Origin of the sequence: Pseudoalteromonas sp. KG3 (assembly GCF_030436385.1) — a bacterium.
In the GTDB taxonomy this organism is placed as follows: Bacteria; Pseudomonadota; Gammaproteobacteria; order Enterobacterales; family Alteromonadaceae; genus Pseudoalteromonas; species Pseudoalteromonas prydzensis.
The window spans coordinates 351,788-376,801 of sequence record NZ_CP098523.1 but is presented as its reverse complement, the minus strand read 5'-3'; the positions used below and the strand labels follow the sequence as shown (position 1 = coordinate 376,801).

Here is a 25,014-nt window from a genome sequence, read left to right as displayed (position 1 = left end):
AGCCGTTATACTTATTATTCAACAATAAAATAATGAATGTCGGCTGCACTTTGTTTGGTCTTCTCTTACTCACTTAAAGCGTCACACGGTAAACTATGGAACTATTATATTCGATTTTATTTGCGTTGTGTTTTAATTGCGCAGCCCAAGTTAGTACGCAGATTCAGCCACATGGATTAGCGGCACTTTCGGACAACCAACAACAACGGATAATAAAATGGTTAAATTCCAGTGTAGAGAAAACACAGGCAAGCTTAGGGCCACTACCACATGCATTGTTGCCTATTTATTTACACCCTCGTTATATTGCCTTTGAGCCGGTGCCTTGGGGTAGCGTAAAAAGAGGCGATCCTGATGGTATAGAATTACATTTTGACCGCTTCGCTAGTTTACGCCAGCTAAATGATGATTGGACTCTGTACCATGAGCTTGCTCATTTATACTTACCGTTATTGCCCTATTCAGCTTTTTGGCTAAGTGAAGGGTTTGCTACCTATATGCAAAATAGAATAATGCATGATAACAAGGTAATAAATAGTGGACAATTTATCCAACGACTTAGTGCTGGACTTGAACGTGGCCGCAATCAAACACGTAAAATGTCACAACCACTGAGTGAGTTATCCGCAGACATGTGGCAACACGGTGCGCAACAACGAGTGTATTGGAGTGGCGCTGCGTTTTTTATTGAAGCAGAATTAGCATTACAGCAACAAGGCAGCAGTTTAGCGCAATTAATAAAACGTTATCGCAATTGTTGTTATAGTAAAACCGCTTCAGCGAAAGAGCTCATTTCCATATTTGATAAACTCTCGCAAAGTGCGATTTTTACCACCTTGTATGCTCGATATTATCAACGTACAGACTTTGTACAATTAAGCCGCGAACAACTAAAATCATTGCGTTGAGTGAAGCAGTATATCGTCGATTTCAGTAAGTACGTTAGACACTAACTTACTGTCTAGCATTACGCGGTCTGCTTTCAATGCTTTATCTAACTTAAGTGCATGTTGATACAAGGTATCGCAATCAAACATACCTGCAGTCCCCTTCAACATATGCACACTTTGTGAAAAGCCGTCGATATCACCTTCTGTGTATTGCCGACTCAGTGTATTTCGCTGCGCTTTTAAACCGTTGATGTATACTTGCTTCAGTGCTGCAAATTCATGCTCAGGAAGGTTCACTTCCTCATGCATTTCAATATCTAAATAGCTGGCGATTTTTTGACTAAACTCACTGCGGTCAATCGGTTTGCCTATATGGTCAATAAAACCCTGTTTTAAGTAACGCTCTATTTCGTGTTTCATGGTGTTAGCTGTTAACGCAACAATCGGTGTCGTTATACCCGTTGCCTGCATAATATGTATCGCTTGTTCACCGTCCATTATCGGCATTTGGATATCTAATAATATTAAATCAAATTGGTGATCTAAAGTCGCTTGTACTGCATCTTGACCGTTCTCAACTGCAGTAACGGTTAACCCCATCCGCTCTAAAATACGCTTAATAAGCTCACGGTTTTCTGGATGATCCTCAGCAACCAGTACTTCACCAACTAAGTTTCGTTGGCACAGGCTTGGTAACTCTTTTACGCTGCTCTGGCATATTTCTTCAAAACTAGTTATCCAACGAACTCGCTCAGGTGTATACAATGCCATACTAAGACTAAATTCACTGCCACTACCAACATGAGAATGGACAGTGATATCCCCATCCAACTTTTCAGCTAAACTTTTTGAAATATTTAAGCCAAGCCCAGTGCCACCATATTGACGAGAAATAGACGAATCAGCCTGATAAAATGGCGTGAACAAATCAGCTTGTTCCGCATCTGTCATACCAATACCGGTGTCTTTAACTTTAATAACCAACTGCTCTTTGCTACAACTCACCACTAATTGAATATGGCCTACCGTGGTAAATTTTAGGGCATTGGCTGTTAAATTTAGTAATATCTGCCGTAATCGTATTGGATCTGAGACTATCCAATCAGGCAAAGGAAATTGATAATCAACTTTAAATTTAAGGCCTTTATCACGTATTTGCTTACCCAATAACGACTCAATATTGGCTATGGTGGCAAATAAGTCGGTCTCAACTAAATCGATCTCAAGACGATTAGCTTCAATTTTTGACATATCCAATATGTCATTAATTAAGCCCAGTACATGACGACTATTTTGTAAAATAACCCGTATACCATGATTTCGTTCGTGGGGTTTAATATCCCCTAAAATAATACCATCTGCGTAACCAATAATTGAGGTCATGGGGGTGCGAATCTCATGGCTCATATTCGCTAAAAAGCGGCTTTTAGCCTCACTGGCATCTCGCAGCTCTTCAGCTAGTTGTTGTAACTCTTGGGTACGAAGTTGAACTTTTTGCTCGAGGTTTTTTGTCAGCTCAACATTCTCATCGTGTAAGATACTAAATTTATTTGCCACCGCAAAAGCCAATAACATAGCATCGAGAGCAGTTCCAATTAGGCCGAGCAAATATAAATCAATTGCGATTTGTGGTAACACACCTAAATTAGTGAGGTTTCCCACCATGTTAGGAATAGCCATTGCAAGGTAAGCAAATACAAAAAAACGTGCCGGCTTAAAGCCACTCATCCAACTGCGTATGCCAATGTAAAGCCCTAGGCATAAAGTCGCGCCGGTGACTATGGTTGCCCAAATAAAACCAAGGCCCGGCCATATTATCGCAAAAGGAACCCCTGCTGTTGATATCGCAGCCAATATAAAAGATGCATTTGATAATCGCGGAAAGCTTTCTTTGAGTTTGAGTAGGCTATTGAAAAATAGAATATTAGTCAGCGGTATGAGAACAAAGCCAACCCAATGCAAGTGCGAACTGTAAAAACCAAATATTTGATCAGGAATATGGAAAAACTGGCTCCAGGCAAATACCCAACATGCTGTGAACAACGCATAATATAGATGCGTAACATCACGGGCACCAAAGTAAATTAATAGATTATACAAACCAAGCGCAATGCCTACCCCAAAGCACAACATCATCACCATATTCTCGATGGTGATCTGTGAAAAATAGGCGTTATAAGGCTTTAAAACCAGTTTTGGCGGGGTATAAAAATAGTCGCTTTCATACTTAGTGATCATAAAATAACGCTTGCCGGGGGTAAGCGTTATTTTGTTACCATAATGAAAGGCAAATTCATTTTTCTCGATACCGCCAGTCAAATAGCGAGCGAAGGCCATGGTAGGATCAGTCATGTCATAGACACGTGTTTCAATACGCGACACTAACGTGTTGTAAGGAAACAACACTAATTCATCTAACTGAGTTTGATTTTCCAGCTCTACAACCAACCAATAACTACCACCAAAATACGTGGTTGTGGATTGCGGTTGTTTATTGTCAAGCCAGCTTTTTATTTGCGAACTAGAACGCGGAAAACCATCGTTACTGGTGGCAAGTAATGTACCAACTTGGAACAAATTAATGTCTTGCTGTTGCTCAGTATATACAAATACATCAGAGGTAGTTATAGCGCGCGCTTCATAAGTATAAGTTGTTAATAAGCCAATAAAAATGACACTCCACAAACTGTATACTAGCTTTAACAACATAGAATAAACCTTCGTTTTATAAGCAAGCTATTAAAATTGATAACTAACATCCAGACCATAACGACGGCCTTCCCCTTTGAAGTCTTCTAGCATGCCAAGAAACGAGCTTAAATCAAATTTTAAATTGCTGTACTCAGTGTCGAATAAGTTTTTGCCCCAAAATACAAAGCTCAAATTATCCAATTGATAACGAATATTACCATTGACTAAACTGTAACCGTCTTGCATGGCATACGGGTTTTGGTTTTGATCAAAATAATACTCTGACTGATAATCAACTAATAATTGTGTTGTTAAAGGGTTACCTGCGAGCTCTAAGCGATATTCAACGCCCGCACTGACATTCCACTTTGAGGTAAATGGTAAACGGTTGTCAGTTAAACTATTACCTAAGGGGTCTACAAATTCTTCAAATTCCGCATGAGGGATATAGCCCAGTGCAAAACGCATCGACAAAGCATCCGTAGCCTGATAATCAATTTCTGCCTCAAGGCCATAAATCACTGAGTCACCGACATTTTCTAGTAGTTGCACGGGGGGCTTTTGCACTGATTCAGAGGGCTGATTCATGAATACTTGCTGATCATTATAATCATAATAAAAAGCAGCCCAATTAAACCGTACCCCTTGCTCTGGCCACCATGACTTGCTACCTACCTCATGAGCATTCAAGCGTTCTTTACCATAGTCAGCTAATTCAGCTTGTTCAGGCGATGATAAAAAGCCGCCGTTATAGCCACCACTTTTGGCGCCATTCGCAAAGCGATAGTAGCCATGGGTTGTATCGCTTAGCTGATAGTTCACTGCAAATTGACCAGAAAAACCGTTGTCGGACTGCTGCCCTTGCACATGATAAAATGGCACTAATACGCCCGCTAAATCCGCGCTATCGACTACCACATTTAACTGTGCGACTGAATCATAATCAAGTGACTCGTAGGAATAACGTAAGCCGACACTTATCGACCAATCGGAGTCTAGCTGATAATCTAACTGGCTAAAAGCAGCCATATTTTGCGTATCAATTTGATTATCGTAAAAAAAGGTCGCAGTGAGATCTGGGGCGAGGATCCCCCTAAAATCGCGGAGAATATCATTAATATTATTTTGCTTAATTGACTCATCCGCGTAGTACAGGCCACTGGTTAAAGTATGTTCATCCCATTGTGTTTGTAGGCGAAGCTCTTGACTAAATAAGTGAGTATCAAGCCCTAAATTCCCTTCACATAAACGCGCTGGTGAGCCATCACAATTAAACGCATGTGTACGTTCTAGTTGGTTATAACTACTAATTGCAACCACTTCATTACGCTCATTGAGTTGCCAATTAATATGCGCGCTTAATCCTTTGCCGTCAGTTTTATGAGGTGAATCATTATTGACCTTAACGGTATAAAAATCGTCACTGGCATCATTAAAGCCAAAGTTATCGAAACAATTTGTCGAACCCGCTTGGCTTGGGCTGCATAGCTCACCTGTTAAAGGATCCGCAACTATACCAATATTTCCTACTGGCTGAACAATTCCCTGCCAATCTTCTATGTGGCCTTGTAACAATAATTGTACACAATCAAACTCACTCAATAATGATAACCGGGCATTCGTTTGCTCCATACCCGCAGTTGGCGACTGGCTAAATACATTGTTTGTTGAGTAATCATAATCTTGACGATTAATAGCAAGACGAAATGCTGTCTTATCACTCAATTGATTGTTATACATAGCATCAATGTTAAATGCGTTGTTATTTGCTATACCCGCTGTTAAATACCCCGACTCGTTAAATTCAGGGCGCTTAGTCCGAATTAAGATAGCCCCCCCCGTTGCATTACGACCAAATAAAGTACCTTGCGGACCTCGTAAAATATCAACCTGTTCAATATCAAAAAAGTTCACAATTTGATTGCTTGCGGATCCTACAGCAACATCATCAATATAAATGGCCACAGGTGACGTATTCGCCGTGTTATAATCAACAAGACCAACACCACGGATATTAACTGCAGGCGGTGTGCCTTCTGCTGCATTTTGGCTAATTTTTAAATTAGGCGCAAATATCGACAGTTCTGTTGAATCTTTGTAATGCTGATTTTTTAGGGTATCCCCTTTCACCTGACTAATTGCAATACTAACATCTTCAATTGCTTGCGCCCGCTTTTGGGCATACACCTCAATCACTTCAAGGCTACTTTTGGCGACAGCCAATTCGTCATTTTGTGCTTGCACAGCAGCAGACAAAACCAGACTCGATGAGCACAGTATCACTATACTATTTGAAAAAGCTGAAATGTGGCTTTTCATAAAACAATAAACCTTTATAGCGAACATATGTAAACATACTGTAATTATTTGTGATTATAGACTAATTTATTGATTAAAGTCGCCTAAATACCTAATTCTGAGAGTTGTTTTATCGCGATTGAAACGCATCCTCACCACTGATCTGCGCCGGGTGCCCGCACAGTGTTCGTGCTGTTTGCATACCAGCCATAACGGCAGCTTCTACACAGCCGGCATTAACGCCTGTTTTTATCCAATCCCCGGTGATCAATAAATTACTAAACACAGTACCATCCGTTGCTAAACGGTATTGGCTTGAGCCTGTAACTGACAACACATAACGCTCACTTGGATCAACATTCACTCGCCAATACTGCTGATCTAACCGCGCTTGCTCAGTTGCATTGCTGGCATATAAAACCGACCAATCAAAATCATTATTGTTATAAGCTGATGGCCATAGCGGCTGCAAATTTGTGGTTACTAATTGGCTTAAATTCGCTTTCACTTGTGCTTTAGCCCGAGCCGGGAAGCTATGATCAGTTTGCGGCGGGTATGCTTGGCAGGGAAATGCGCTACAAAAATAAGCTATATTTTGTGGCGTATCATTTACAGGCCATTGCTCTTTCTCAACTAAATTTTGCATTGCAGCCCAGGTATCAAATGGTTCACTAAAACCACTCAAAATAGGGCCTTCTTCACTTGCTGGCATATATTGCCAGCCCAGTTGCTGATCTGTTTTAGTCAACCAAAGCTGGCTGGCCTGAGTGGCAACTGACAGTACATTTTTTGCTTGTGCAGCAAAATTTGCGTCGATCGCCAAAAGTTGCGGGCAAACATGCTCCAGTGATGCAACCGAAACACCCAGTATCAGTCGGTCAAAGTCCTCATTAACCTGCAGTGTTTTAGTCGGAAGTTCTGCACCAAAATGCGCTTTATAGCGCGCTGGCCAGTCACTCCAAAATGATTCTAAATTTATATTATTTTGCTGTAATAATTCAGCTTGTACTGAGTCTATTTGTTGATAAAGTGGCTCGCTTGGCCAACAAGGCAGATTTTTTACATTCACTAATGGCTGATATTCTTGCGGTGTATTTAAGCTTACTTGTTGTTGAAATAGCACTGTTTCTACACAATGTTTGCCAGTACTATCAACGCCAGGGGTGAGCTGCTGCAATTGGTGGAAAAACTCAAACTTCACGCCTCGTTGTTTTAACAATTCATACAGCGGTGCAAAAATCACATCACCCATTCCCGCCTGCATTTTCCACATTACACCGCCGCGATAGCACAATGCGATTCTAAGCATAGCAATTGCAGCTACTCCGGCTTCTACATTTGGCTTATTAAAATCGCCTTGCGGGTAGGCAAAAACTAAATCATAGAATCCTCGCACAGGGGCAGAATCAACACTGTATTGTTTATTTGCGCCATTTTTTAATAACCACTGGCGAAAGTCGTATTTATTAATTACGGCAAAGCCATCACGGTAAACTTTATCCTTGATCAGACCAACTAGCATTGCGATTGCCAGATCAGCGCAAATATAAATTCGTCTAAGCTCCGCATTATCATCTAGCAACTCTATGATCTCTTCACTAAGCCAGCGCTTTAATTTTCTGACGATATACCAAATCACTAAGCTATCTTTTTTTTCTGATAAATGCGGCTGCAATGTATTGTTGCTTTGCACAAACTGATTAAGCTTATCGACCAGTAGACTGGGGGTAGAAGTGATTTCTTGATTGAGATTTTGTATATCGTTGGTAAACGTTTGCCATGCAGAACTGCTATCAGCAACCAGTGCGCTAACTTGCTGATAAAAATGCTGTAATAAATACTTATCACGCGGCTTTTTTGTGGTTAATTGCGTGCTTTTAGTGCGTCCGGTGGCCGCTAACTCACATTGCGGGATCCACTCTTTTAACCACGCAAGGGTCATTTTTACAAAATCCCAGACGGTAATATCTAAACTGCCATTAGCAGGGTTGCCCGGTAAGAGTGGAAAATTAATAGGCCAAGTTTGCCATTGTTCATCAATGTGCTCTTGCAAAGCTATAAAACTATGAGGTTTGAACGCTTGTTGCCAAGTGCTCAATGCACTCGTCGACGGGCGTTGTAATTTATCATACACAGTTTCAATGGTTTTAAAACTATTAACATAGGCACCAAACCAGACATGTAACCCATGCTCTTCAATACGTTGTCCCATTGCCTTATTGCGGCCACTGGCACCTTTGCCTCCTAAACGCCAACCTTGCTGATAAACCGTTATTTGCCGTTGCTGCTGCCAATTAGCTTGCTCAGTTAGGTATAACGCAGCGGTCATTGCTGCTACACCACCACCAATAATGGCTATTTTTTCTTGTTCCATACTGATGCCTTTACGTTGGGAGTATTTGTGTTGCGTGAAGTTGATCAAAATCCATTTTGATATAAAACGGCAGATGAACAGCTTGCGATCCTAGCTGTAGGCCAAACATTTGCGCTAGAGGGAAGCTATCTACTTGCTGCAAATGTAACTGATAATCACCACTGAGAAGCTTAAACTGATGGATTTTTTTTATTTCTGAAGGGGAATGTAATACAGCTTGATAAACAGCTTTATCTCCTTGACCATCAGGAAATTGTTTGAATAATATTTGATCCATTTGAGGATTTACAAAGCCACTTAATAACTGTTTTAGCAATGACAAATCTATTCCAAGATGATCGCCTGCGAATAAATTGGCAACCTGCTCACCAAAATCCTCTAGGGCAGATAATAGACCGCCGGTTTGCGTAGCTGTATTTTTCGTAACAGTAAACAATTGCTGTGATTGTAATTTTGAGCTGGGTGAAAAGTGCTTAAAGCAATCAAGCGATACTGAGAAATCAGTGAGCATCTCAACTGAGCTGGGCATCTGGTAATCACATAAATATTTGTTGTATCCCCATGTTTCTCGCCCATTGATTAATGCATAAATATTATTGACGCAAATAAACGCCGGGTACCAATAGAGGTGAGTGATATCTTCATCAGTGCCCTGCTTTTCAACTTGTGCAATCGGCAACCAAATAATTATATCGGTTTCTTGCATCCAACCCTGCTCACTAAAAGGAGGAGTTAATGAGGCTATTTTTTCTATATCCGTGAACGTCAACAATGCGTACTCACCGATCCCTTTAAAATACAGCTCATCTGTGGCAACAAGATTAAGTGTCGAATCAATATAATTTTGAACTTTGAGCGGGTCAATTTTTGCAAAAAACCCGTACATCTTTGCATTGCTCATGCGACAAGGCGGTTTAGCTACAGGGTTAGATAAAAAGTGACTATAAAGCAGGTGTTGTGATGCCATAATTTATAATTATTTTATAAGCTTAAAAAGTAATTATAGTCGTGTTTTATTACAAAGTAGAAAATTCAGTGGTTAATTGATTATTTTTTCGGCAATTAAGTATTCGCTATATTGCTGATAAGCAACACTATCGAAACAGTTTGATAGTGGGTTCATAAAGCCATGACCGTGATCGACTAGCTGACATGTCACATTTGCTTGCTGAGCTAGACTAGTCGCAATAGCTAATACATCAAAGTGCGCTTCTTGCTTTGCAAAAATAAATTCGCATTCCATAGTTGCAACCACATCTAAATGGTGACAGACTTGATTCGGATAAAAAGCGACTAATTTTTTATGTGCGGATTTTTTACTGCTGCTTGACTTCGCCACGCGGCAGATCCACCGGCACTAAAACCAATTAACGTAGTCGGTTTTGCAACACGAGAGAGGATAATATTAAGTTTTTTAAGATAATGATCGTGCCCACATTTAGCCATAAAGGCATAGTATTGTTGTTGCTCATCTTTTACAGCCTGCAATTGACCCTGATAGGGATCGACCACAATACTCGTGCCGTGCAATTGTCGTGCGAAATGGGTTAGATGCGCAGTTCTGCCAAAAATATCACTCACGATTATATATTGCATAGTTACTTCTTATTATTTGTGGGTTAAGGCGAGTAATACAGAAACATAGCTACTCTCGACACTTTACCTAAATAAAATACAATAGTTAAAACCACATGACTAGCAATAAATTTAAAAATAACGCTTGCCTAAATAAAAGTACTGGGGTAAAGTCGCTTCTTGGTCCTAAAAAAGCCTCGCGGTTAACCTCTTTACCCTGATCCAGTAAGCCCCGCAAAACGTATATTATAGAGCTAAGTTATTGTACGGCGAGAACCCCAATTCAGACTACGGCATATTTTTTTAATAGTCGCATAAATGTCATAAAGATCGTCAACACTGTAATGAAGCTAAACACAACACGGTCTATCTAATTGTGCTTTGAAAGCTAATAAAGAAATTAGCGCACATTAAAGATAACAAGAAAAAAGTGAGTTTTATTATGTCTTATAGTTACAACGGATCTATGATCCAAATAGCACATCCAGTGCAATCAATTTCAGTAAATAAACAACGTGTTATTTTTTCTGATACGCAAGGTTTAAAAAATGCCTTGTTCACTAAAGCAAGTGACGCACGTCAGTTTGTTAAATGGTTAAAAGCCAACTAAGCAATCGTGTTTAACATTATTGCAATTAAATGACGCCAGCAAATGCTGGCGTTTTGCTTTTTATGCCCCCCTTTAAATTACAACTGCTACACTTAACCATATTATTCATTTATCTGTGGTTGAATTAATGCAGTTTGCTTTTCTTTTTGCATTTTCATTATTGTTAATTGGCGCTCCCGTGCACGCTAAAACAATCAATTGGGTCGTCGCTGACTTTGCCCCTTACTATATTTTTAACGATCAATATGCAGGCACCGGTCGTGATGAAAGTGTGATCACATTGCTTGAGCAACAACTTCCTGCTTATACATTCAAACGTACTATTTTACCATCGAGTCGAACCATTCAAGAGCTTACCAACCCTAATTACACTTACTGCATGTTGTCTCTTTACCAAAGTCCACATCGAAAGCAACACATCTACTTTAGCGAGCAAACCTCCACGGTTGGCCTATCGCCTTCTGTTGCTATTCATAAAGAGCTTGCGCAGCGGCTAAAACTTGATATTAATAAGCCCGTATCATTACAAGCCCTACTGAGTAAATATCAACTCGCGTTAGGTATTTCTATGAGCCGCTCATATGGAGATGCAATTGATTCGGTCATTAATAATAGTGCCGATGCGTCGATTATTATTCGCCCCGGGCGAGATACCTTAGCCAGCTTGACTTACATGCTGAAGAAAAAACGCATTGATATTTTATTAGGCTACCCAAGTGAGCATTATTATTTAGCAAAATCGATGAGCTTTGATGATGAACTAATGCAATTGCCGCTCACAGAAGCACCTGAGCTTAGTTATGGCTATATTGGATGTACTAACAATGAACAGGGTATTGAACAGGTTAATGTATTAAATGCAGCGCTGGAGCAGGTAAAACAACAACCAGCTTATAGAGAAGTGTTATTACGTTGGCTGCCCGATAATCTTAAACCCTTGCTTGAGCAACGCCTACAAATAAACAAAAACGCCTCAACTAAGTGAGGCGTTTTTAATCTACTGTGATTTATAAAGTATGTTACTTACGAACACCTTCAATATATAAACCAATATCGACATGTGTTGATGCTGGGCCTAAGTTGTAATCAATACCAAAGTCAGCCAATTTCAAGCTAGTTTCGCCTTCAAAACCAACACGGTATCCACCCCATGGATCTTTACCTTCACCAATTTTATCAATTTCAAAGGTAATTGTTTTTGTAACGCCATGTAGAGTAAATTCACCTGTCACGTCAGCTTCATCGCCATCTTCATCAAATTTGATTGATGTGCTTTTAAATGTAGCTTTAGGGAATTTATCAACATTTAAAAAGTCACCACCACGTAAATGCTTATCACGCTCAGCATGGTTTGAATCGATACTTTTAGTATCAATGTTTACCATGATTTGTGACGCATTCGGGTTGGCTGAATCATAACTAAAGCTACCATCAAAGGTATTAAAACGGCCATGTAACCAGCTGTAACCTAAATGCTTAATTTTAAAATTTACAAATGCGTGGGCACCTTGAGTGTCAATAACGTAGTCCGCAGCATGTACAGCCGTAGTACCAAGCATTGCTGTAGCAACGGCAGCTGATAAAAGTAATTTTTTCATTTATAAATCATCCTTTTGTGGTTTGATCATTCTAATTAAGGTTTTATCTTTATCGATAAAATGATGTTTTAACGCCCCAAGTGCATGTAATACCACAAGTCCTATTAAGCTACACGCCACATAGTAGTGAATTTTACCTGCAATATCTGCTTGATTAGCTACTGAAAAATCAATTGCGGGAATACTAAACAACGTAAACACCTCAATCGAACGACCATCAGCAGTAGAAATCAAATACCCTGAAATAACGATGATACAAAGCAACACATATAAAAATAGATGTGCTGTATGTGCCACTTTATTTAACACCGGACTACTGTTTGATAAAGGTTCCGGTTGTGTACCTAATGCACGCCAAGCAAAGCGAAATATTAATAACGCCACCAGCGTAATTCCGACACTTTTGTGCAAATCTAAAGAACCTTTATACCAACTATCATAGTATGTGAGTTCAACCATGTATAAACCAAGGCCAAACAAACCAATTACCATTGCAGCCATTAACCAATGTAATGCAATTGCAACAATACCATACGAAGATTTTGTGTTTTTAAACATGTTTACTGACTCCGCTATCCAATAACAACAGCATAGCCCTTCCCCAGATAAAATAAAATAGCGATAAACAAACAAGTTGTGTGCGTATATGCACAGGAGGAAGCAAATATTCAAATTCGAGCTATTTACGAAATATGAAATGAAAAAAATAGTTAATCGAGAGTGACTGGCTCACCCTCTATTCATTATGACTCTAATTAAAGTAAGGCTATACAGACTCTTTTAAAAAATCTAAATAGATTTTTTCATCTAAGCCGATACGAGGGCAAGTTAAGCCTTTATCACGCACTGTTGAGCTAGTGAGTTTATTATCGCTAATAAAAATAGCTTGTGATTGTAACGTACATTCATCTTCAGCTTTTACTGACCATCTAGATAACTCATCTATAGACGCCGGTGCCCCTGCAATAATATAAACCCTTACATCTTCATACAGAAAAAAGTTATGACCTTTATTATCTGCTTTTACCAAAGAACAAGGAGCTGCTAATTGAAGCTTAATACTTTGTTTACCTTTACTAACTATGCACTTTTCAGAGTCTAATTTTACATCAGCCTTGACACATGCAACCAACATAAACGAAGTTAATAAACTTAATAGCCGTATTTTTAAACCAATATTTCCCAAAACCATACTTGATCTCCCAAATTAAGCCAATCTGCATCACCACCTTTTAAATATTCCCCATCCCATAAGTCAATGTGATCGGTACTGCCCCAACCGTTCATAATAAAAATAATTCCTTTTCTACCCTTTAATACAGACAAAGCACCTCCTTTAATTACTTCTTTAGTGCCAAATGAAGAGCTTCTTGGAGAAGAAATCCAATTGGCTAACTCTTGTGCAGCAAGAATATGTTTTGGGCTATGTTTCAAACCAGGGTAACATCGTCGCTGTGGGTACATCGTATCAAAAGATGAAGTATCGACACCTGCTTTTTCCAATGCTACTCCCATACGGATTGCACATTGATTTTTTAAACAGACTTTTATCGCATGGGTGGTTTGGGTAAGGATGGGCATCCCATAGGGCATTGAACTTTAATAACATATCATTAATTCCTTATAAATTTATTGATGAATGACAAATGTACCTTTTTTTTATCCTCGCATAAATATACTCCATAAACAGGTGGAGCTTTATAGACTCACCACATTATAGAGGCTGATGGAAATCACTTTAATTATTTTCAACTAAACCTATGTATATCTGCGTTGTGGGTTCAACTTGCAAACACGTGATCAGGTTTTCTTTAATCAGTTCTAGCATGGCGATGAAACTGACCACAACACCACTGCGCCCTTCTTCTAAGGTGAAAAGCTCGCTAAACGCTAATTGTGTGCCCGCACTGGAGAGTTTCGCTAAAATCAGGCTCATGCGCTCGCGGGTTGACAGTGCTTCAGCAGTTATTTGATGATGCTCAAAAGTTTTAGCCCGCGCCATTACATCACTAAGTGCATATAATAAGTCTTTCAAATCAACATCGGGGAGTAATAGTGCTTGTTTATCTTGCTCTGGCACTAGAGCCTCGGCAAGGTATATATCGCGGCCAACTCGGGGCACTTCATCAAGATTTTCCGCCGCTTTTTTAAATTGTTCATATTCTTGTAAACGGCGTATAAGTTCAGCACGTGGATCTTCTTCTTCCTCAAGCTCTTCGTGTTTAGGTAATAGCAAACGCGATTTTATTTGTGCTAACAGCGCCGCCATCACTAAATATTCACCAGCCAGCTCTAACTGAAACTCACTCATCATTTCAACATAGCGAACATATTGTTCAGTAATACTAAAAATAGACAGTTCTAAAATATCGAGCTTATGCTTTTTAATTAAATAAAGTAATAAATCAAGTGGCCCTTCAAAGGTTTCTAAAATAACCTCTAGAGCATCCGGTGGAATATATAAATCTTCAGGTGTATCAATAACTTCTTTGCCATGCAAAAAAGCCAGCGGCAGCTTTTGCTGCGCTGGCTGTTGAGTTACGTTATCAGTGGGTAACTGCGTCATCGCACGATGCTACTCAAACAATACTATTCAAACGGTGCTGTATCGCCACAGCCAACCCGCAGTACTTCAACTGTATCTTCTGATAAATCAATCACTGTGGTTGCTTGCTCTGCTAAATAGCCTCCATGGATAATCAAATCAACAAGTGGACCAATGCGATCGCGTATTTCATCTGGATCCGATTCGGTAAATTGCTCGCCAGGTAATATAAGCGAACAGGACATTAGAGGCTCGCCCAATTCAGCTAAAATTGCACAGGTGATCGGGTGTTCAATAACGCGGATTCCAATGGTTTTCTTTTTATCGTTTAATAATCGTTTAGGGACTTCTTTAGTGCCTTTGAAAATAAACGTGTATGGCCCTGGTGTATTGTTTTTAATAAGCCTAAACAACTGATTATCTACCCGCGCATACGTCGATAACTCAGATAAATCGCGACACACCAAGGTAAAGTTATGGTGTTTTTCAATGCCACGAATACGTTCAATACGTTCTTTCGCTTGCTTATTACCCAAGTTACAACCTATTGCATACCCAGAATCAGTGGGGTATACCACCACGCCACCTTGTTTAATAATATCCACGGCTTGTTTAATTAATCGTGGTTGTGGATTATCCGGATGAATATGAAAAAAATCACTCATGTACGTCTCCTTCTTGCCCTTCCCAAGATTGCCAAACGCCTTGGCAATCTTTTGGCAAATATAAGTTTTTTCCTAATTCTAGCCAACTAGTAGGAAAATGAAAATCAGATCCTTGCGAACACAGTAAATTGTACTCGCGGCTCAATTCGCCTAAAAACTGTCGCTCAGATGGTGCTTGTTGTGGCTGAGCAACTTCCATTGCGTCCCCTCCCGCACTCTTAAACTGAGTCAATAATTTACGCAGCCACTTATTCGACATTTGATAACGCCCAGGATGTGCTACGACAGCAACGCCTCCTGCGGCATGAATAGCAGCAATGGCCGTTTGCATATCACACCAATCACTTGGCACATACCCTGTTTTGGCGCGTCCTAGGTACTTTTTAAACACCCCAGGTATAGTCGTTGCCACACCGCGAGCAATTAAAGCGCGGGCATAATGTGCACGGGTTATTTGCGCATCTTCGGCAAGCGCTTGCGCTTGTTGATAAATACCATCAAACCCATTTTTCTCTAATCGACGACCAATCTCGATTGCTCTATCAGCGCGCTTTTGTTGCTGTATCGTCAATAAGTTAGTTAACGTTGGCTCATCAATATCTACGTTTAATGCCACAATGTGGATCTCAAAACTTTCCCACTTGGTGGAAATTTCAACCCCATTGATCAATTTAAGTGGCAGCGCTTGGCTTTGTATATAAGCCTGTGCTGGCTTTATCGCTGCAGTAGTATCGTGATCGGTGATCGCAAACACGTCGATATTTTTTTCAACTGCACGCAACAATAATTGCTCAACAGTGAGTTGCCCATCAGAATGCGTTGTGTGGCTATGTAAATCGTATTTTATCAAAAGAGAAGACTGCTCATATTAAATGTGCGAAAGTTGTTATTAAGTATAACAAAATTTTTTAATAAATTGTTTTAAATAAATACTTGACACTAATACTGTTGATACGGTTTACTGTAGCCACTTAAGACACACAAAGAACAAAAACAATGATCAATTCAATCCAAAACACAATCTGGTGGTGGCACTCGTAAATTATCGGGTGACGAATTGTCGTGTCTAACACATTCTAAACCCGCTTATTGCGGGTTTTTTTATATTTAAATTTTAGGGTAACAAACATGAATAACGTAGCAATTTTTACACATCATTGGTGGTGGCGCCTGGTATAGCGGGACGGTAATGGTCTATCTTAATTTTATTTAAGTATCGTTATTCAAACCCCGCACAGCGTAGCTTGCGGGGTTTATTTTTTTGAGGGAATGAGGTTTGATTTTTAGTCATATAACAACAACGCCAGGTGAAGTTACCAGCATCACCGAAGTACGAGAATATATTCACAGCCCATTGGCATTATATGGGTTACTTGATAAAGACAATTCACTGTTATTAGAGTCGGCTGAAATTGACTCGAAAGACAGCGTAAAAAGTTTAATTTTGGTCGATTGTGCATTAAAAATTATCTGTACCGGTAAAACTGTCACAGTGACAGCACAATCTAACAATGGCCAACAATTACTCCCCTACTTAAAAACTAAACTTGATAATTGCCGTACGCAATTAGACGGGCAAACCTTAAGTATTGAGTATCAAGGCACCGACAGTAATATTGACGAAGCGTCTAAATTAGTTGCCGATAACGCATTTAGTGCACTGCGCAGCTGTATCAATAATATAAGCAGTACCACCGAAAATCCGTTTTCATTATTTTTAGGTGGCGTATTTGCTTATGACATGGTGGCTAACTTTGAGCAGTTAAGCGAAGTGCCTGATGGTGAAAACAGTTGCCCTGATTATGTATTTTACCTAGCTGAAACCTTAGTTGTGATTGATCATCAAGCCAAAACCACAGAATTGATTGGCAATGTATTTAATGGCCCGGATGTTCATGCCAACTGCTTTGAAGTAGGTAAAAAACTTGAGCGCTTAAATGCATTATGCGATGAAGCAGATAGCTTTAGTGCACAGTTAAGCATAGGCAGCAGCGAAGTAAGCGTTGATATTAGTGATGCCGACTATTGCGAGCAGGTAAACACACTAAAAAAACACATTGTCGATGGTGATATCTTTCAGGTCGTGCCATCACGGACATTTTCTTTAGCCTGTGCTGATCCGCTGCATGCCTACAGCCAACTGAAAAAACAAAATCCAAGCCCGTATATGTTTTATATGCGTGATAGCGAGTTTGCACTATTTGGCGCATCACCAGAATCTGCCTTAAAGTTTTGTGCGCAAACTCAACAAGTCGAAGTGTATCCAATTGCAGGCACCCGCGCCCGAGGTAAGTTTGCCAATGGTCAAATCAATCCTGACTTAGACAGCCGTATTGAACTTGAATTACGCAACGATCAAAAAGAACGCGCTGAACACTTAATGTTAGTCGATTTAGCCCGTAATGATGTGGCACGAATTAGCGTACCCGGTACTCGCCACGCTAAAGAGTTATTAAAAGTAGACCGTTATTCGCAAGTGATGCATTTAGTGTCACGGGTTGTAGGCACATTAAAGCCTGAACTAGACGCCCTACACGCTTACCAAGCATGCATGAATATGGGCACCTTAGTCGGCGCTCCCAAGGTCAGCGCTGCTGAACTGGTTCGTCAAACCGAAGGAAAACGCCGTGGTAGTTATGGTGGCGCTGTTGGCTACTTAACCGGTGATGGCGCTATGGATAGCTGTATTGTGATTCGCTCGGCCTTTGTTAAAAATAATATCGCCTACGTGCAAGCCGGTGCCGGAGTCGTCTATGACTCAGATCCACAATCTGAAGCAAATGAAACCCGCGCTAAAGCACAAGCGGTGATCACAGCGATTCAATCGACTTATCAAGGACACTAACATGAGCCAATTAATCAACAAACTAAGCGACGTGAAAATCTACTTTTTAGATAACTTTGATTCATTTAGTTATAACTTAGTCGATGAACTTTCTATGTTGGGCAGCGATTTAGTGGTATATCGTAACAACATAGATGCGCAGGTAATTTTTGACAAAATGTGCAGCGAGACTAAACCAGTTATTTTAGTCCTTTCACCAGGCCCTGGCACGCCCACAGCAGCGGGGTGTTTAATGGCCTTAATAGAGTTATGTAAAGGCCGTTTCCCGATGCTAGGGATATGTTTAGGTCAACAAGCGCTGACACAAAGTTATGGCGGTGTTATCGGTCATGCTGGCGAAACTGTCCATGGGAAATCATCCATTATTGAGCTGGGTGAACACCCTGTTTTTGCCGGAATGGGAAAACGTATGCCAGTGGCCCGCTATCATTCGTTAATGGCCACTAAAGTACCCGCGAGTGTAGCCGTGATAGCTCATTATGAAACAATTCCGATGGCAATTTATCACCATGATGATAAAGCGCTTGGGTATCAATTTCATCCTGAGTCTATTTTGACGCCAAATGGCGCCGCGCTACTTCAACAAAGTATGCAATTTTTAGCCAATGCACAGCAATAGAGGATCGTATGTCAGTAAACCAACAATCAGCCAATGAGGTGAGCATTGGCGCAATGATTGATGTGTTATTAACGCAATCATCATTAAGCTTTAGTCAAAGCCAGCAATTATTTGATGCCATCATGCAGGGCTATGTAAACGACATTGAATTGACCGCCATTTTAGTGGCACTAAAAATCAAAGGTGAAGTCAGTGATGAAATTGCTGGCGCCGCAGCGTCAATGCGCGCCAACGCCGTATCATTTACCACCACAGCCACTAATTTAGCTGATAGCTGCGGCACCGGTGGCGATGGTTCAAACACGATTAATATTAGTACCACTGCAGCAATTGTTGCTGCAGCCTGCGGTATTAATATGGTCAAACATGGTAATCGCAGTGTATCTAGTAACTCAGGCTCTGCCGATTTACTCAAAGCGCTGGGCATAAATATCGATATGTCACCTGTTCAAGCGGTTGCCTGTTTAGAGCAAACAGGCTTTACTTTTTTGTTCGCGCCCCATTACCACAGCGGTGTGCGCCACGCGATGGGAGTACGTACCACTTTAAAAACCCGCACTATCTTTAATATATTAGGCCCATTGGCAAACCCTGCCGCGCCCGATGTACAACTATTAGGTGTTTATGACGAAAGTTTATGCCTGCCAATGGCACAAACCTTAAAAACGTTAGGTACACCGCGCGCTATGGTTGTGCATGGCTCAGGTACCGATGAAATCGCCTTGCACGGCAAAACCACGGTTGCAGAGCTAAATAATGGTGAAATCACCCAATACACACTAACCCCTGCGGATTTTGGTCTTGCAAACTATTCACTTGAACAATTAGCCGGTGAAGGTCCAGAATATAACGCAGAGGCAAGTCGCGCAATTTTAGCGGGTAACGGCACAGACGCTCATAATGCAGCCATCATTGTAAATGTTGCCGCGTTACTTTATTTAACCAATAAAGCGGATGATTTTAAAAGCGCCGCTCTGCACGTTAAAACCGTATTACAAACTGGCCGCGCATTAAGCACATTAAACGCCATAGTAGAGCAAAGTAATAAAGCAGTCGCAAATTCAGAGGTAACTAATGGCTAATGTATTAGACAAAATAGTCGCAGACAAAAAAATAGAGCTCGAAGCGCGTAAAGCCAAACGCCCGCTTGAAAGCTTTAAACATCAAGCAGTACCTACTAATCGTGATTTTTATCAAGCCCTTGCAGCGCCTGGTACGCAATTTATTTTGGAATGCAAAAAGGCCTCACCGTCAAAGGGTCTTATTCGTGAGCCGTTTGATTTAGCTGAGATCACCAGCGTGTATAAAAACTACGCCAGCTGTATCAGTGTGCTCACTGATGAAAAATATTTTCAAGGCAGTTTTGATTACTTAGAATTTGTCCGCAGCCAAGTTGAACAGCCATTGATCTGTAAAGACTTCTTTATTGATGAATACCAAATTTATATGGCGCGTATTTATGGTGGTGATGCCATTTTATTAATGTTGTCAGTTCTTGATGACGAGCAGTATCAACAACTTGCAGCTGTAGCGCAGAGCTTAAATATGGCTATTCTGACTGAGGTAAGTAATGTGCAAGAAGTGCATAGAGCACTTGCCCTTGATGCCCAGATCATCGGTATTAATAACCGTGATTTACGTGATTTAAGTACCAACTTAGCGACCACCGAACAACTACGTAAGCTTATTCCTGACGATAAAGTGGTTATTTCCGAATCCGGTATTTACAGCCATCAAGATGTGAAACGCCTTGCGCCTCTATGTAATGGTTTTTTGATCGGCAGCTCGCTGATGACTGAGCGTGATTTAGAACGCGCTTGTCGTCGTGTGATCTTAGGGGAAAACAAAGTTTGTGGTTTAACCCGCAGTGAAGATGCCATGAATGCTTATAACAGTGGTGCTGTATTTGGTGGGCTCATTTTTGCACCTAAATCACCTCGTTATGTTGATTTAGATTGCGCTTTGCAAATTACTCAAAGTGCCCCACTTGCTTTCGTTGGGGTATTTGTCAATGCCAGCATTAAAGACGTTGTAGAGCACGCGCAGAGCTTAAAACTTGCCGCTGTACAATTACATGGTCAAGAAGACCAAACCTATATTAACCAATTGCGTCCTTTGCTACCAAGTAGCTGTCAGATTTGGAAAGCGCAAGCTGTTAAAGACAGTCTACCGACACCGCTTGCTGGAGTTGATCGCCATCTATACGACACCCACAGCGATACACAAGCAGGTGGCACAGGGAAAACCTTTGATTGGTCAATTTTAGAACATGCCAGCAGCCCATTTATGCTCGCTGGTGGCTTAAATGCCGACAACATTCAAGGTGCACTATACCAAGGCGCTCATGGTCTTGACCTAAATTCTGGGGTTGAGCAAAGTGCCGGTAAAAAATGCCAAAACAAATTAAACGATGCGTTTATCAGCATCCGTAAATATTGAGGTTCTTATGAATAATCCAGCTTACTTCGGCGAATTTGGCGGCATGTTTGTCCCTGAATTGCTAGTACCTGCACTAAAACAACTAGAAAACGAGTTTAACAAATCACAAACAGATGCTGCATTTCAATCTGAGTTTGAACAGTTACTTAATGAATATGCAGGGCGCCCTACGCCACTGACATTAACCCGTAACTTAATAAAAAACCCAAAAGTAAAATTATATTTAAAACGTGAAGATCTATTACACGGCGGTGCCCATAAAACCAATCAAGTGTTAGGCCAAGCACTGCTAACAAAACGCATGGGCAAAAAAGAGGTTATTGCTGAAACAGGCGCAGGCCAACACGGTGTTGCCACGGCACTTGCCTGCGCATTATTGGGATTAAAATGCCGGATTTATATGGGCGCTAAAGATGTAGAACGTCAGCAACCAAACGTATTCAGAATGAAATTAATGGGCGCGACCGTTATTCCTGTTACCGCAGGCTCAGGGACACTGAAAGATGCCGTCAACGAAGCGCTACGGGATTGGTCTGCAAATTACAAAGAAGCGCATTACTTACTTGGCACAGCGGCAGGCCCACACCCATTCCCAACTATGGTTCGTGAGTTCCAAAAAATGATTGGTGAAGAAGCAAAGCAGCAAGTATTAAAAGCGGAAGGTCGCCTACCTGATGCGGTGCTTGCGTGCGTGGGTGGTGGCTCTAACGCCATTGGTATGTTTACTGATTTTATTGACGAGCCAAGTGTTAAGCTCATTGGTGTTGAGCCTGCTGGCAAAGGTCTTGATACCCATGAGCATGGCGCAACCATCTGTAAGGGCACAAAAGGTATCTTACACGGTACTTATACTTACATTATGCAAAATGATGATGGCCAAATCGAAGAGTCTTATTCAGTTTCAGCCGGTCTTGATTATCCAGCGGTCGGTCCACAACATGCCTTTTTGCATGAAACGGGTCGCGCACAATATGTCGGTATCACCGATACCGAAGCATTAGAAGCATTTCAATTATTGGCTAAAAACGAAGGTATTATCCCAGCGCTTGAATCAAGCCATGCCCTTGCCTACGCATTAAAATATGCAGAACAACAAACTGAAGACACTATTTTAGTAGTGAATTTAAGCGGCCGTGGTGATAAAGATTTAGCACACGTTATGGATGTACTTTCAAAAGGAGATCAGCTATGAGCCAGCCAGCCCCGCTAAAAACAGATCGCTATGGAAAAATGTTCGCTGCATTAAGCGAGCAAAATCAAGGTGCGTTCGTGCCATTCGTAACCATTGGCGATCCCAACAAAGAACTCAGTGTTGAAATCATTAAAAGCTTAATTGATGGCGGTGCTGATGCCTTAGAGCTGGGTATTCCATTTTCAGATCCAATCGCAGATGGTCCTGTAATTCAAGCGGCGAACATTCGCGCCCTTGCGGTTAATATTAACACCCAAGATTGCTTTGATATTATTAAGCAAGTACGTGAATACAATGCTGATATACCAATTGGTTTGCTGTTGTATTCAAACTTAGTATTCAAACGCGGTTTAGAGGCTTTTTATAAAGACGCCAAAGCGGTGGGTGTTGATTCAATTTTAGTGGCAGACGTACCGCTGCATGAATCTAAAATGTTTCGCAAAGCGGCAATGAGCAATGGCATCGACCCAATTTTTATTGCCACGCCTAACGCACCCGATGATACATTACGTGAATGTGCCTCTTATGGCCGTGGTTATACCTATTTGCTTTCACGTGCGGGTGTAACAGGCACTGAAACCAAAGCACAAATGCCAGCCTCTTCTATCGTCACTAAGTTAAAAGAATACCACAGTGCGCCTGCGTTACTTGGCTTTGGTATTTCTACCCCAGAGGATGTAAAAGCGGCACTCAATGCCGGTGCTGCGGGGGCAATATCTGGCTCTGCCGTGGTTAAAATTATTGAAGCAAACCTGAATAATCCTGATGCAATGCTCAGCGGTTTAACAGCATTTGTAGCGAGTATGAAAGCTGCTACAGCACTTTAAAGTTATTTTCTAAGACTAAGGGCCTATTTAGGCCCTTTTTGTTGGTTATGTTAAACGCTTCACACTCTGTCTTTCAAGGCTTTAGCGGCTTTAAACACCGGCTTATTAGCCCCTGCAATTTCAATCACCGCGCCGGTTTGTGGGTTGCGCCCTGTGCGTGCTGGGTAATAACTCAAGGCAAATGTACCAAAACCATTAATTTGTACTTGATCGCCTTCCGACAATGATTGTGTAATAACAGCTAACATACTTGACAAAGCCGCTTGAGAATCTTTCTTGGTTAATTCACTGTGCGCTGACATAGCACTGATAAGTTCTGCTTTATTCATAAAATGCTCCTAAAAATACCACTTACTCAGTGACTGTTCAGTGGATTTTGGTAATGATTGATACAAAGACACGCAGGCTAAGGGTTAGTAACCACTAAGTCAACCTTGTAAATAACACAATAAGTTGATACAACCTGTGCAATTATTTTTTAGCATCACATTTTGAGCAATATATGCATGCATTAATCGAGTTTATTCCGTTAGTTTTATTTTTTGCGGTCTTCAAGTTAGTTGATATTTACTGGGCAACAGCGCTATTAATGGGCACCACGCTTATTCAAGTTGCGTATTCTTATTTTACAACGGCTAAAGTACCAGCGCGGCAGTGGTTATTTTTTGCCATCGCGGTCATTTTAGGCACGTTAACACTCGTTTTTCATGATGAGCAGTTTGTAAAATGGAAGGCCACAATTATTTATGCGCTGCTGTCTTTAACGCTATTATTCAGCCGCTACTTTATAGGCAAGAATCTCGTCAAGCAAGCACTGAGTTCGGTGTTAAATAATGCCACAGAGACAGAGCAAGCCAATAGCGTACCTGAACCACTGTGGGACAAACTCAACTTACTATGGGTTGCAATTACAGCCGCAATTGCAGCACTCAATATTTATATTGCTTATAATTTCTCTCTCGATTTTTGGGTTAACTTTAAAGTATTTGGGCTGATGGCTATTACCTTTGTCAGTATTTTTGCCTCTATCATCATGTTGTATAAATATATACCTGATGAAGACGAGGCTAAAGCCGACGAGAACAAGCCCTCATAATGTCATAAATCTGTCGTCTTAGCTTGATAGCCTGTTATACAAAATCACGCTGAGACGACCTTGAACGCCAATCAATACCGCTGGTTTGAATTCACACTGATATTTGTTTGCTTGCCTTTGCTAGGTTTTTACCTTCGCGCTCACCTAGCTAATTGGTTGATCCCCGCACTCATTGTATTAATGAGCGTCTGTGGCATGTTGCTACTTGGCGATCCGCACTTTAAACGCTTTAGACTCACCAGCTTTGGTGAATTTTCTGCGGTGAAACGTCGATTATTTAGCTTCTTTTTTATTGGCGCACTATTCTCTGGGGTATTTTACGGCATCATCAACCAAGGTAATTGGTTTTTGCTACCGCGTAATTCCTTCCATGACTGGCTTATGTTGCTGCTCTTGTATCCGCTATTATCAGTGCTGCCGCAAGAGTTAATATTTCGAACCTACTTTTTTCACCGCTATAAACGCATCATGCCAAAAAAGAGTATTCGTATCGTGATCAGTGCAACTGTATTTGCATTAGCGCATATTGTTTATGCTAACTGGGTCGCCGTTTTACTGGCCTTTATTGGTGGCTTATTGTTTTCATTCACCTATGCACAAAGCCGTTCTACCTTTGTGTGTGTTATTGAACATAGCCTATGGGGATTGTGGATGTTTACTTTGGGAATTGGCCAGTACTTGGACTCTGGCGCAATGACATAAGAGAATAGCTTTAGGCAATAAAAAACCGTGCTGATCAGGATCGGCACG

The 25,014-nt window shown here is 40.9% G+C and carries 25 protein-coding genes; 11 read left to right on the top strand and 14 right to left on the bottom strand.

Features of this window, described 5'->3' with window-relative positions; all coding sequences use genetic code 11:
* The first annotated feature begins 95 nt into the window (after positions 1-95).
* Positions 96-908, top strand: a complete 813-nt coding sequence (locus tag NDQ71_RS01970) for a hypothetical protein (protein WP_192540723.1) — start codon at positions 96-98, stop codon at positions 906-908.
* On the opposite strand, the gene NDQ71_RS01965 is transcribed toward NDQ71_RS01970, so the two are convergent.
* The 6 genes from NDQ71_RS01965 to NDQ71_RS01940 all read right to left on the bottom strand — a co-directional run bounded on the left by NDQ71_RS01965 (position 897) and on the right by NDQ71_RS01940 (position 9,849).
* On the bottom strand, positions 897-3,599 hold the full coding sequence (locus NDQ71_RS01965; RefSeq protein ID WP_192540722.1) for a 7TM diverse intracellular signaling domain-containing protein: 2,703 nt from the start codon (positions 3,597-3,599) through the stop codon (positions 897-899). The two genes, NDQ71_RS01970 and NDQ71_RS01965, sit on opposite strands and share 12 nt — an antisense overlap.
* Before the next feature lie 30 nt (positions 3,600-3,629).
* Complete coding sequence (locus tag NDQ71_RS01960) at positions 3,630-5,900, bottom strand: TonB-dependent receptor (protein ID WP_192540721.1); 2,271 nt, start codon at positions 5,898-5,900, stop codon at positions 3,630-3,632.
* Between the two features lie 109 nt (positions 5,901-6,009).
* Positions 6,010-8,253 carry an NAD(P)-binding protein gene (locus tag NDQ71_RS01955; RefSeq protein WP_064666096.1) on the bottom strand — a complete coding sequence of 748 codons (2,244 nt, stop codon included), beginning with the start codon at positions 8,251-8,253 and terminating at the stop codon, positions 6,010-6,012.
* A 10-nt stretch (positions 8,254-8,263) separates the two neighbouring features.
* Complete coding sequence (locus NDQ71_RS01950; RefSeq protein ID WP_192540720.1) at positions 8,264-9,220, bottom strand: acetoacetate decarboxylase; 957 nt, start codon at positions 9,218-9,220, stop codon at positions 8,264-8,266.
* 72 nt (positions 9,221-9,292) lie between these two features.
* Positions 9,293-9,496: a hypothetical protein gene (locus tag NDQ71_RS01945; protein ID WP_301562165.1), complete on the bottom strand. Its 204-nt coding sequence runs from the start codon at positions 9,494-9,496 to the stop codon at positions 9,293-9,295.
* A 50-nt stretch (positions 9,497-9,546) separates the two neighbouring features.
* Entirely contained in the window at positions 9,547-9,849 is a 303-nt protein-coding gene (locus NDQ71_RS01940; RefSeq protein WP_301562164.1) for a hypothetical protein, read from the bottom strand.
* 445 nt (positions 9,850-10,294) lie between these two features.
* On the opposite strand from NDQ71_RS01940, the gene NDQ71_RS01935 reads away from it, so the two are divergent.
* Both NDQ71_RS01935 and NDQ71_RS01930 read left to right on the top strand, forming a co-directional pair.
* Positions 10,295-10,438, top strand: coding sequence for a hypothetical protein (locus NDQ71_RS01935; RefSeq protein WP_167542961.1), 144 nt, complete (start codon positions 10,295-10,297; stop codon positions 10,436-10,438).
* Positions 10,439-10,565: 127 nt separating this feature from the next.
* Positions 10,566-11,423, top strand: coding sequence for a TIGR02285 family protein (locus NDQ71_RS01930; protein ID WP_064666093.1), 858 nt, complete (start codon positions 10,566-10,568; stop codon positions 11,421-11,423).
* A gap of 34 nt (positions 11,424-11,457) precedes the next feature.
* On the opposite strand, the gene NDQ71_RS01925 is transcribed toward NDQ71_RS01930, so the two are convergent.
* The 7 genes from NDQ71_RS01925 to NDQ71_RS01895 all read right to left on the bottom strand — a co-directional run bounded on the left by NDQ71_RS01925 (position 11,458) and on the right by NDQ71_RS01895 (position 16,096).
* Positions 11,458-12,036, bottom strand: coding sequence for a YceI family protein (locus NDQ71_RS01925; protein WP_192540718.1), 579 nt, complete (start codon positions 12,034-12,036; stop codon positions 11,458-11,460).
* A complete protein-coding gene (locus tag NDQ71_RS01920) occupies positions 12,037-12,594 on the bottom strand; it encodes a cytochrome b (RefSeq protein WP_192540717.1) in 558 nt (185 codons plus the stop codon).
* Between the two features lie 208 nt (positions 12,595-12,802).
* Positions 12,803-13,228, bottom strand: a complete 426-nt coding sequence (locus NDQ71_RS01915) for a hypothetical protein (RefSeq protein ID WP_301562163.1) — start codon at positions 13,226-13,228, stop codon at positions 12,803-12,805.
* A complete protein-coding gene (locus tag NDQ71_RS01910) occupies positions 13,204-13,539 on the bottom strand; it encodes a T6SS effector amidase Tae4 family protein (RefSeq protein WP_283710795.1) in 336 nt (111 codons plus the stop codon). Before NDQ71_RS01910 ends, NDQ71_RS01915 begins: the two co-directional genes overlap by 25 nt.
* Before the next feature lie 235 nt (positions 13,540-13,774).
* Positions 13,775-14,602 carry a ScpA family protein gene (locus tag NDQ71_RS01905; RefSeq protein WP_301562162.1) on the bottom strand — a complete coding sequence of 276 codons (828 nt, stop codon included), beginning with the start codon at positions 14,600-14,602 and terminating at the stop codon, positions 13,775-13,777.
* Between the two features lie 23 nt (positions 14,603-14,625).
* The gene (locus tag NDQ71_RS01900; protein WP_064666086.1) at positions 14,626-15,246 is read right to left on the bottom strand and encodes an L-threonylcarbamoyladenylate synthase; all 621 of its coding nucleotides are present in this window, start codon (positions 15,244-15,246) and stop codon (positions 14,626-14,628) included.
* Positions 15,239-16,096, bottom strand: a complete 858-nt coding sequence (locus NDQ71_RS01895; protein ID WP_192540713.1) for a PHP domain-containing protein — start codon at positions 16,094-16,096, stop codon at positions 15,239-15,241. Before NDQ71_RS01895 ends, NDQ71_RS01900 begins: the two co-directional genes overlap by 8 nt.
* A gap of 426 nt (positions 16,097-16,522) precedes the next feature.
* Here NDQ71_RS01895 and NDQ71_RS01890 point away from each other — a divergent pair, with 426 nt between their 5' ends.
* From NDQ71_RS01890 to trpA, 6 genes are read left to right on the top strand one after another with little or no spacing between them, the layout of a single operon-like run.
* Entirely contained in the window at positions 16,523-18,091 is a 1,569-nt protein-coding gene (locus NDQ71_RS01890) for an anthranilate synthase component 1 (RefSeq protein ID WP_192540712.1), read from the top strand.
* A gap of 13 nt (positions 18,092-18,104) precedes the next feature.
* The gene (locus NDQ71_RS01885; RefSeq protein ID WP_192540732.1) at positions 18,105-18,710 is read left to right on the top strand and encodes an aminodeoxychorismate/anthranilate synthase component II; all 606 of its coding nucleotides are present in this window, start codon (positions 18,105-18,107) and stop codon (positions 18,708-18,710) included.
* 53 nt (positions 18,711-18,763) lie between these two features.
* Positions 18,764-19,792 (top strand): anthranilate phosphoribosyltransferase, encoded by a 1,029-nt coding sequence (gene trpD / locus NDQ71_RS01880; RefSeq protein WP_225736484.1) that lies wholly within the window; start codon positions 18,764-18,766, stop codon positions 19,790-19,792.
* Positions 19,785-21,149, top strand: coding sequence for a bifunctional indole-3-glycerol-phosphate synthase TrpC/phosphoribosylanthranilate isomerase TrpF (gene trpCF, locus NDQ71_RS01875; RefSeq protein WP_301562161.1), 1,365 nt, complete (start codon positions 19,785-19,787; stop codon positions 21,147-21,149). The genes trpD and trpCF overlap by 8 nt, the downstream gene beginning before the upstream one ends.
* 7 nt (positions 21,150-21,156) lie before the next feature.
* Complete coding sequence (gene trpB / locus NDQ71_RS01870; protein ID WP_192540709.1) at positions 21,157-22,341, top strand: tryptophan synthase subunit beta; 1,185 nt, start codon at positions 21,157-21,159, stop codon at positions 22,339-22,341.
* Positions 22,338-23,168: a tryptophan synthase subunit alpha gene (gene trpA / locus NDQ71_RS01865; RefSeq protein ID WP_301562160.1), complete on the top strand. Its 831-nt coding sequence runs from the start codon at positions 22,338-22,340 to the stop codon at positions 23,166-23,168. Before trpB ends, trpA begins: the two co-directional genes overlap by 4 nt.
* A 59-nt stretch (positions 23,169-23,227) precedes the next feature.
* Here trpA and NDQ71_RS01860 read toward each other — a convergent pair whose 3' ends face one another.
* Positions 23,228-23,497 carry an HU family DNA-binding protein gene (locus NDQ71_RS01860; protein WP_192540707.1) on the bottom strand — a complete coding sequence of 90 codons (270 nt, stop codon included), beginning with the start codon at positions 23,495-23,497 and terminating at the stop codon, positions 23,228-23,230.
* Positions 23,498-23,670: 173 nt separating this feature from the next.
* Between NDQ71_RS01860 and NDQ71_RS01855 the strand changes: the two genes are divergently transcribed.
* Both NDQ71_RS01855 and NDQ71_RS01850 read left to right on the top strand, forming a co-directional pair.
* Complete coding sequence (locus NDQ71_RS01855) at positions 23,671-24,264, top strand: inner membrane-spanning protein YciB (RefSeq protein WP_301562159.1); 594 nt, start codon at positions 23,671-23,673, stop codon at positions 24,262-24,264.
* A 60-nt stretch (positions 24,265-24,324) separates the two neighbouring features.
* Complete coding sequence (locus tag NDQ71_RS01850; RefSeq protein ID WP_192540705.1) at positions 24,325-24,966, top strand: CPBP family intramembrane glutamic endopeptidase; 642 nt, start codon at positions 24,325-24,327, stop codon at positions 24,964-24,966.
* Positions 24,967-25,014 lie beyond the last annotated feature (48 nt).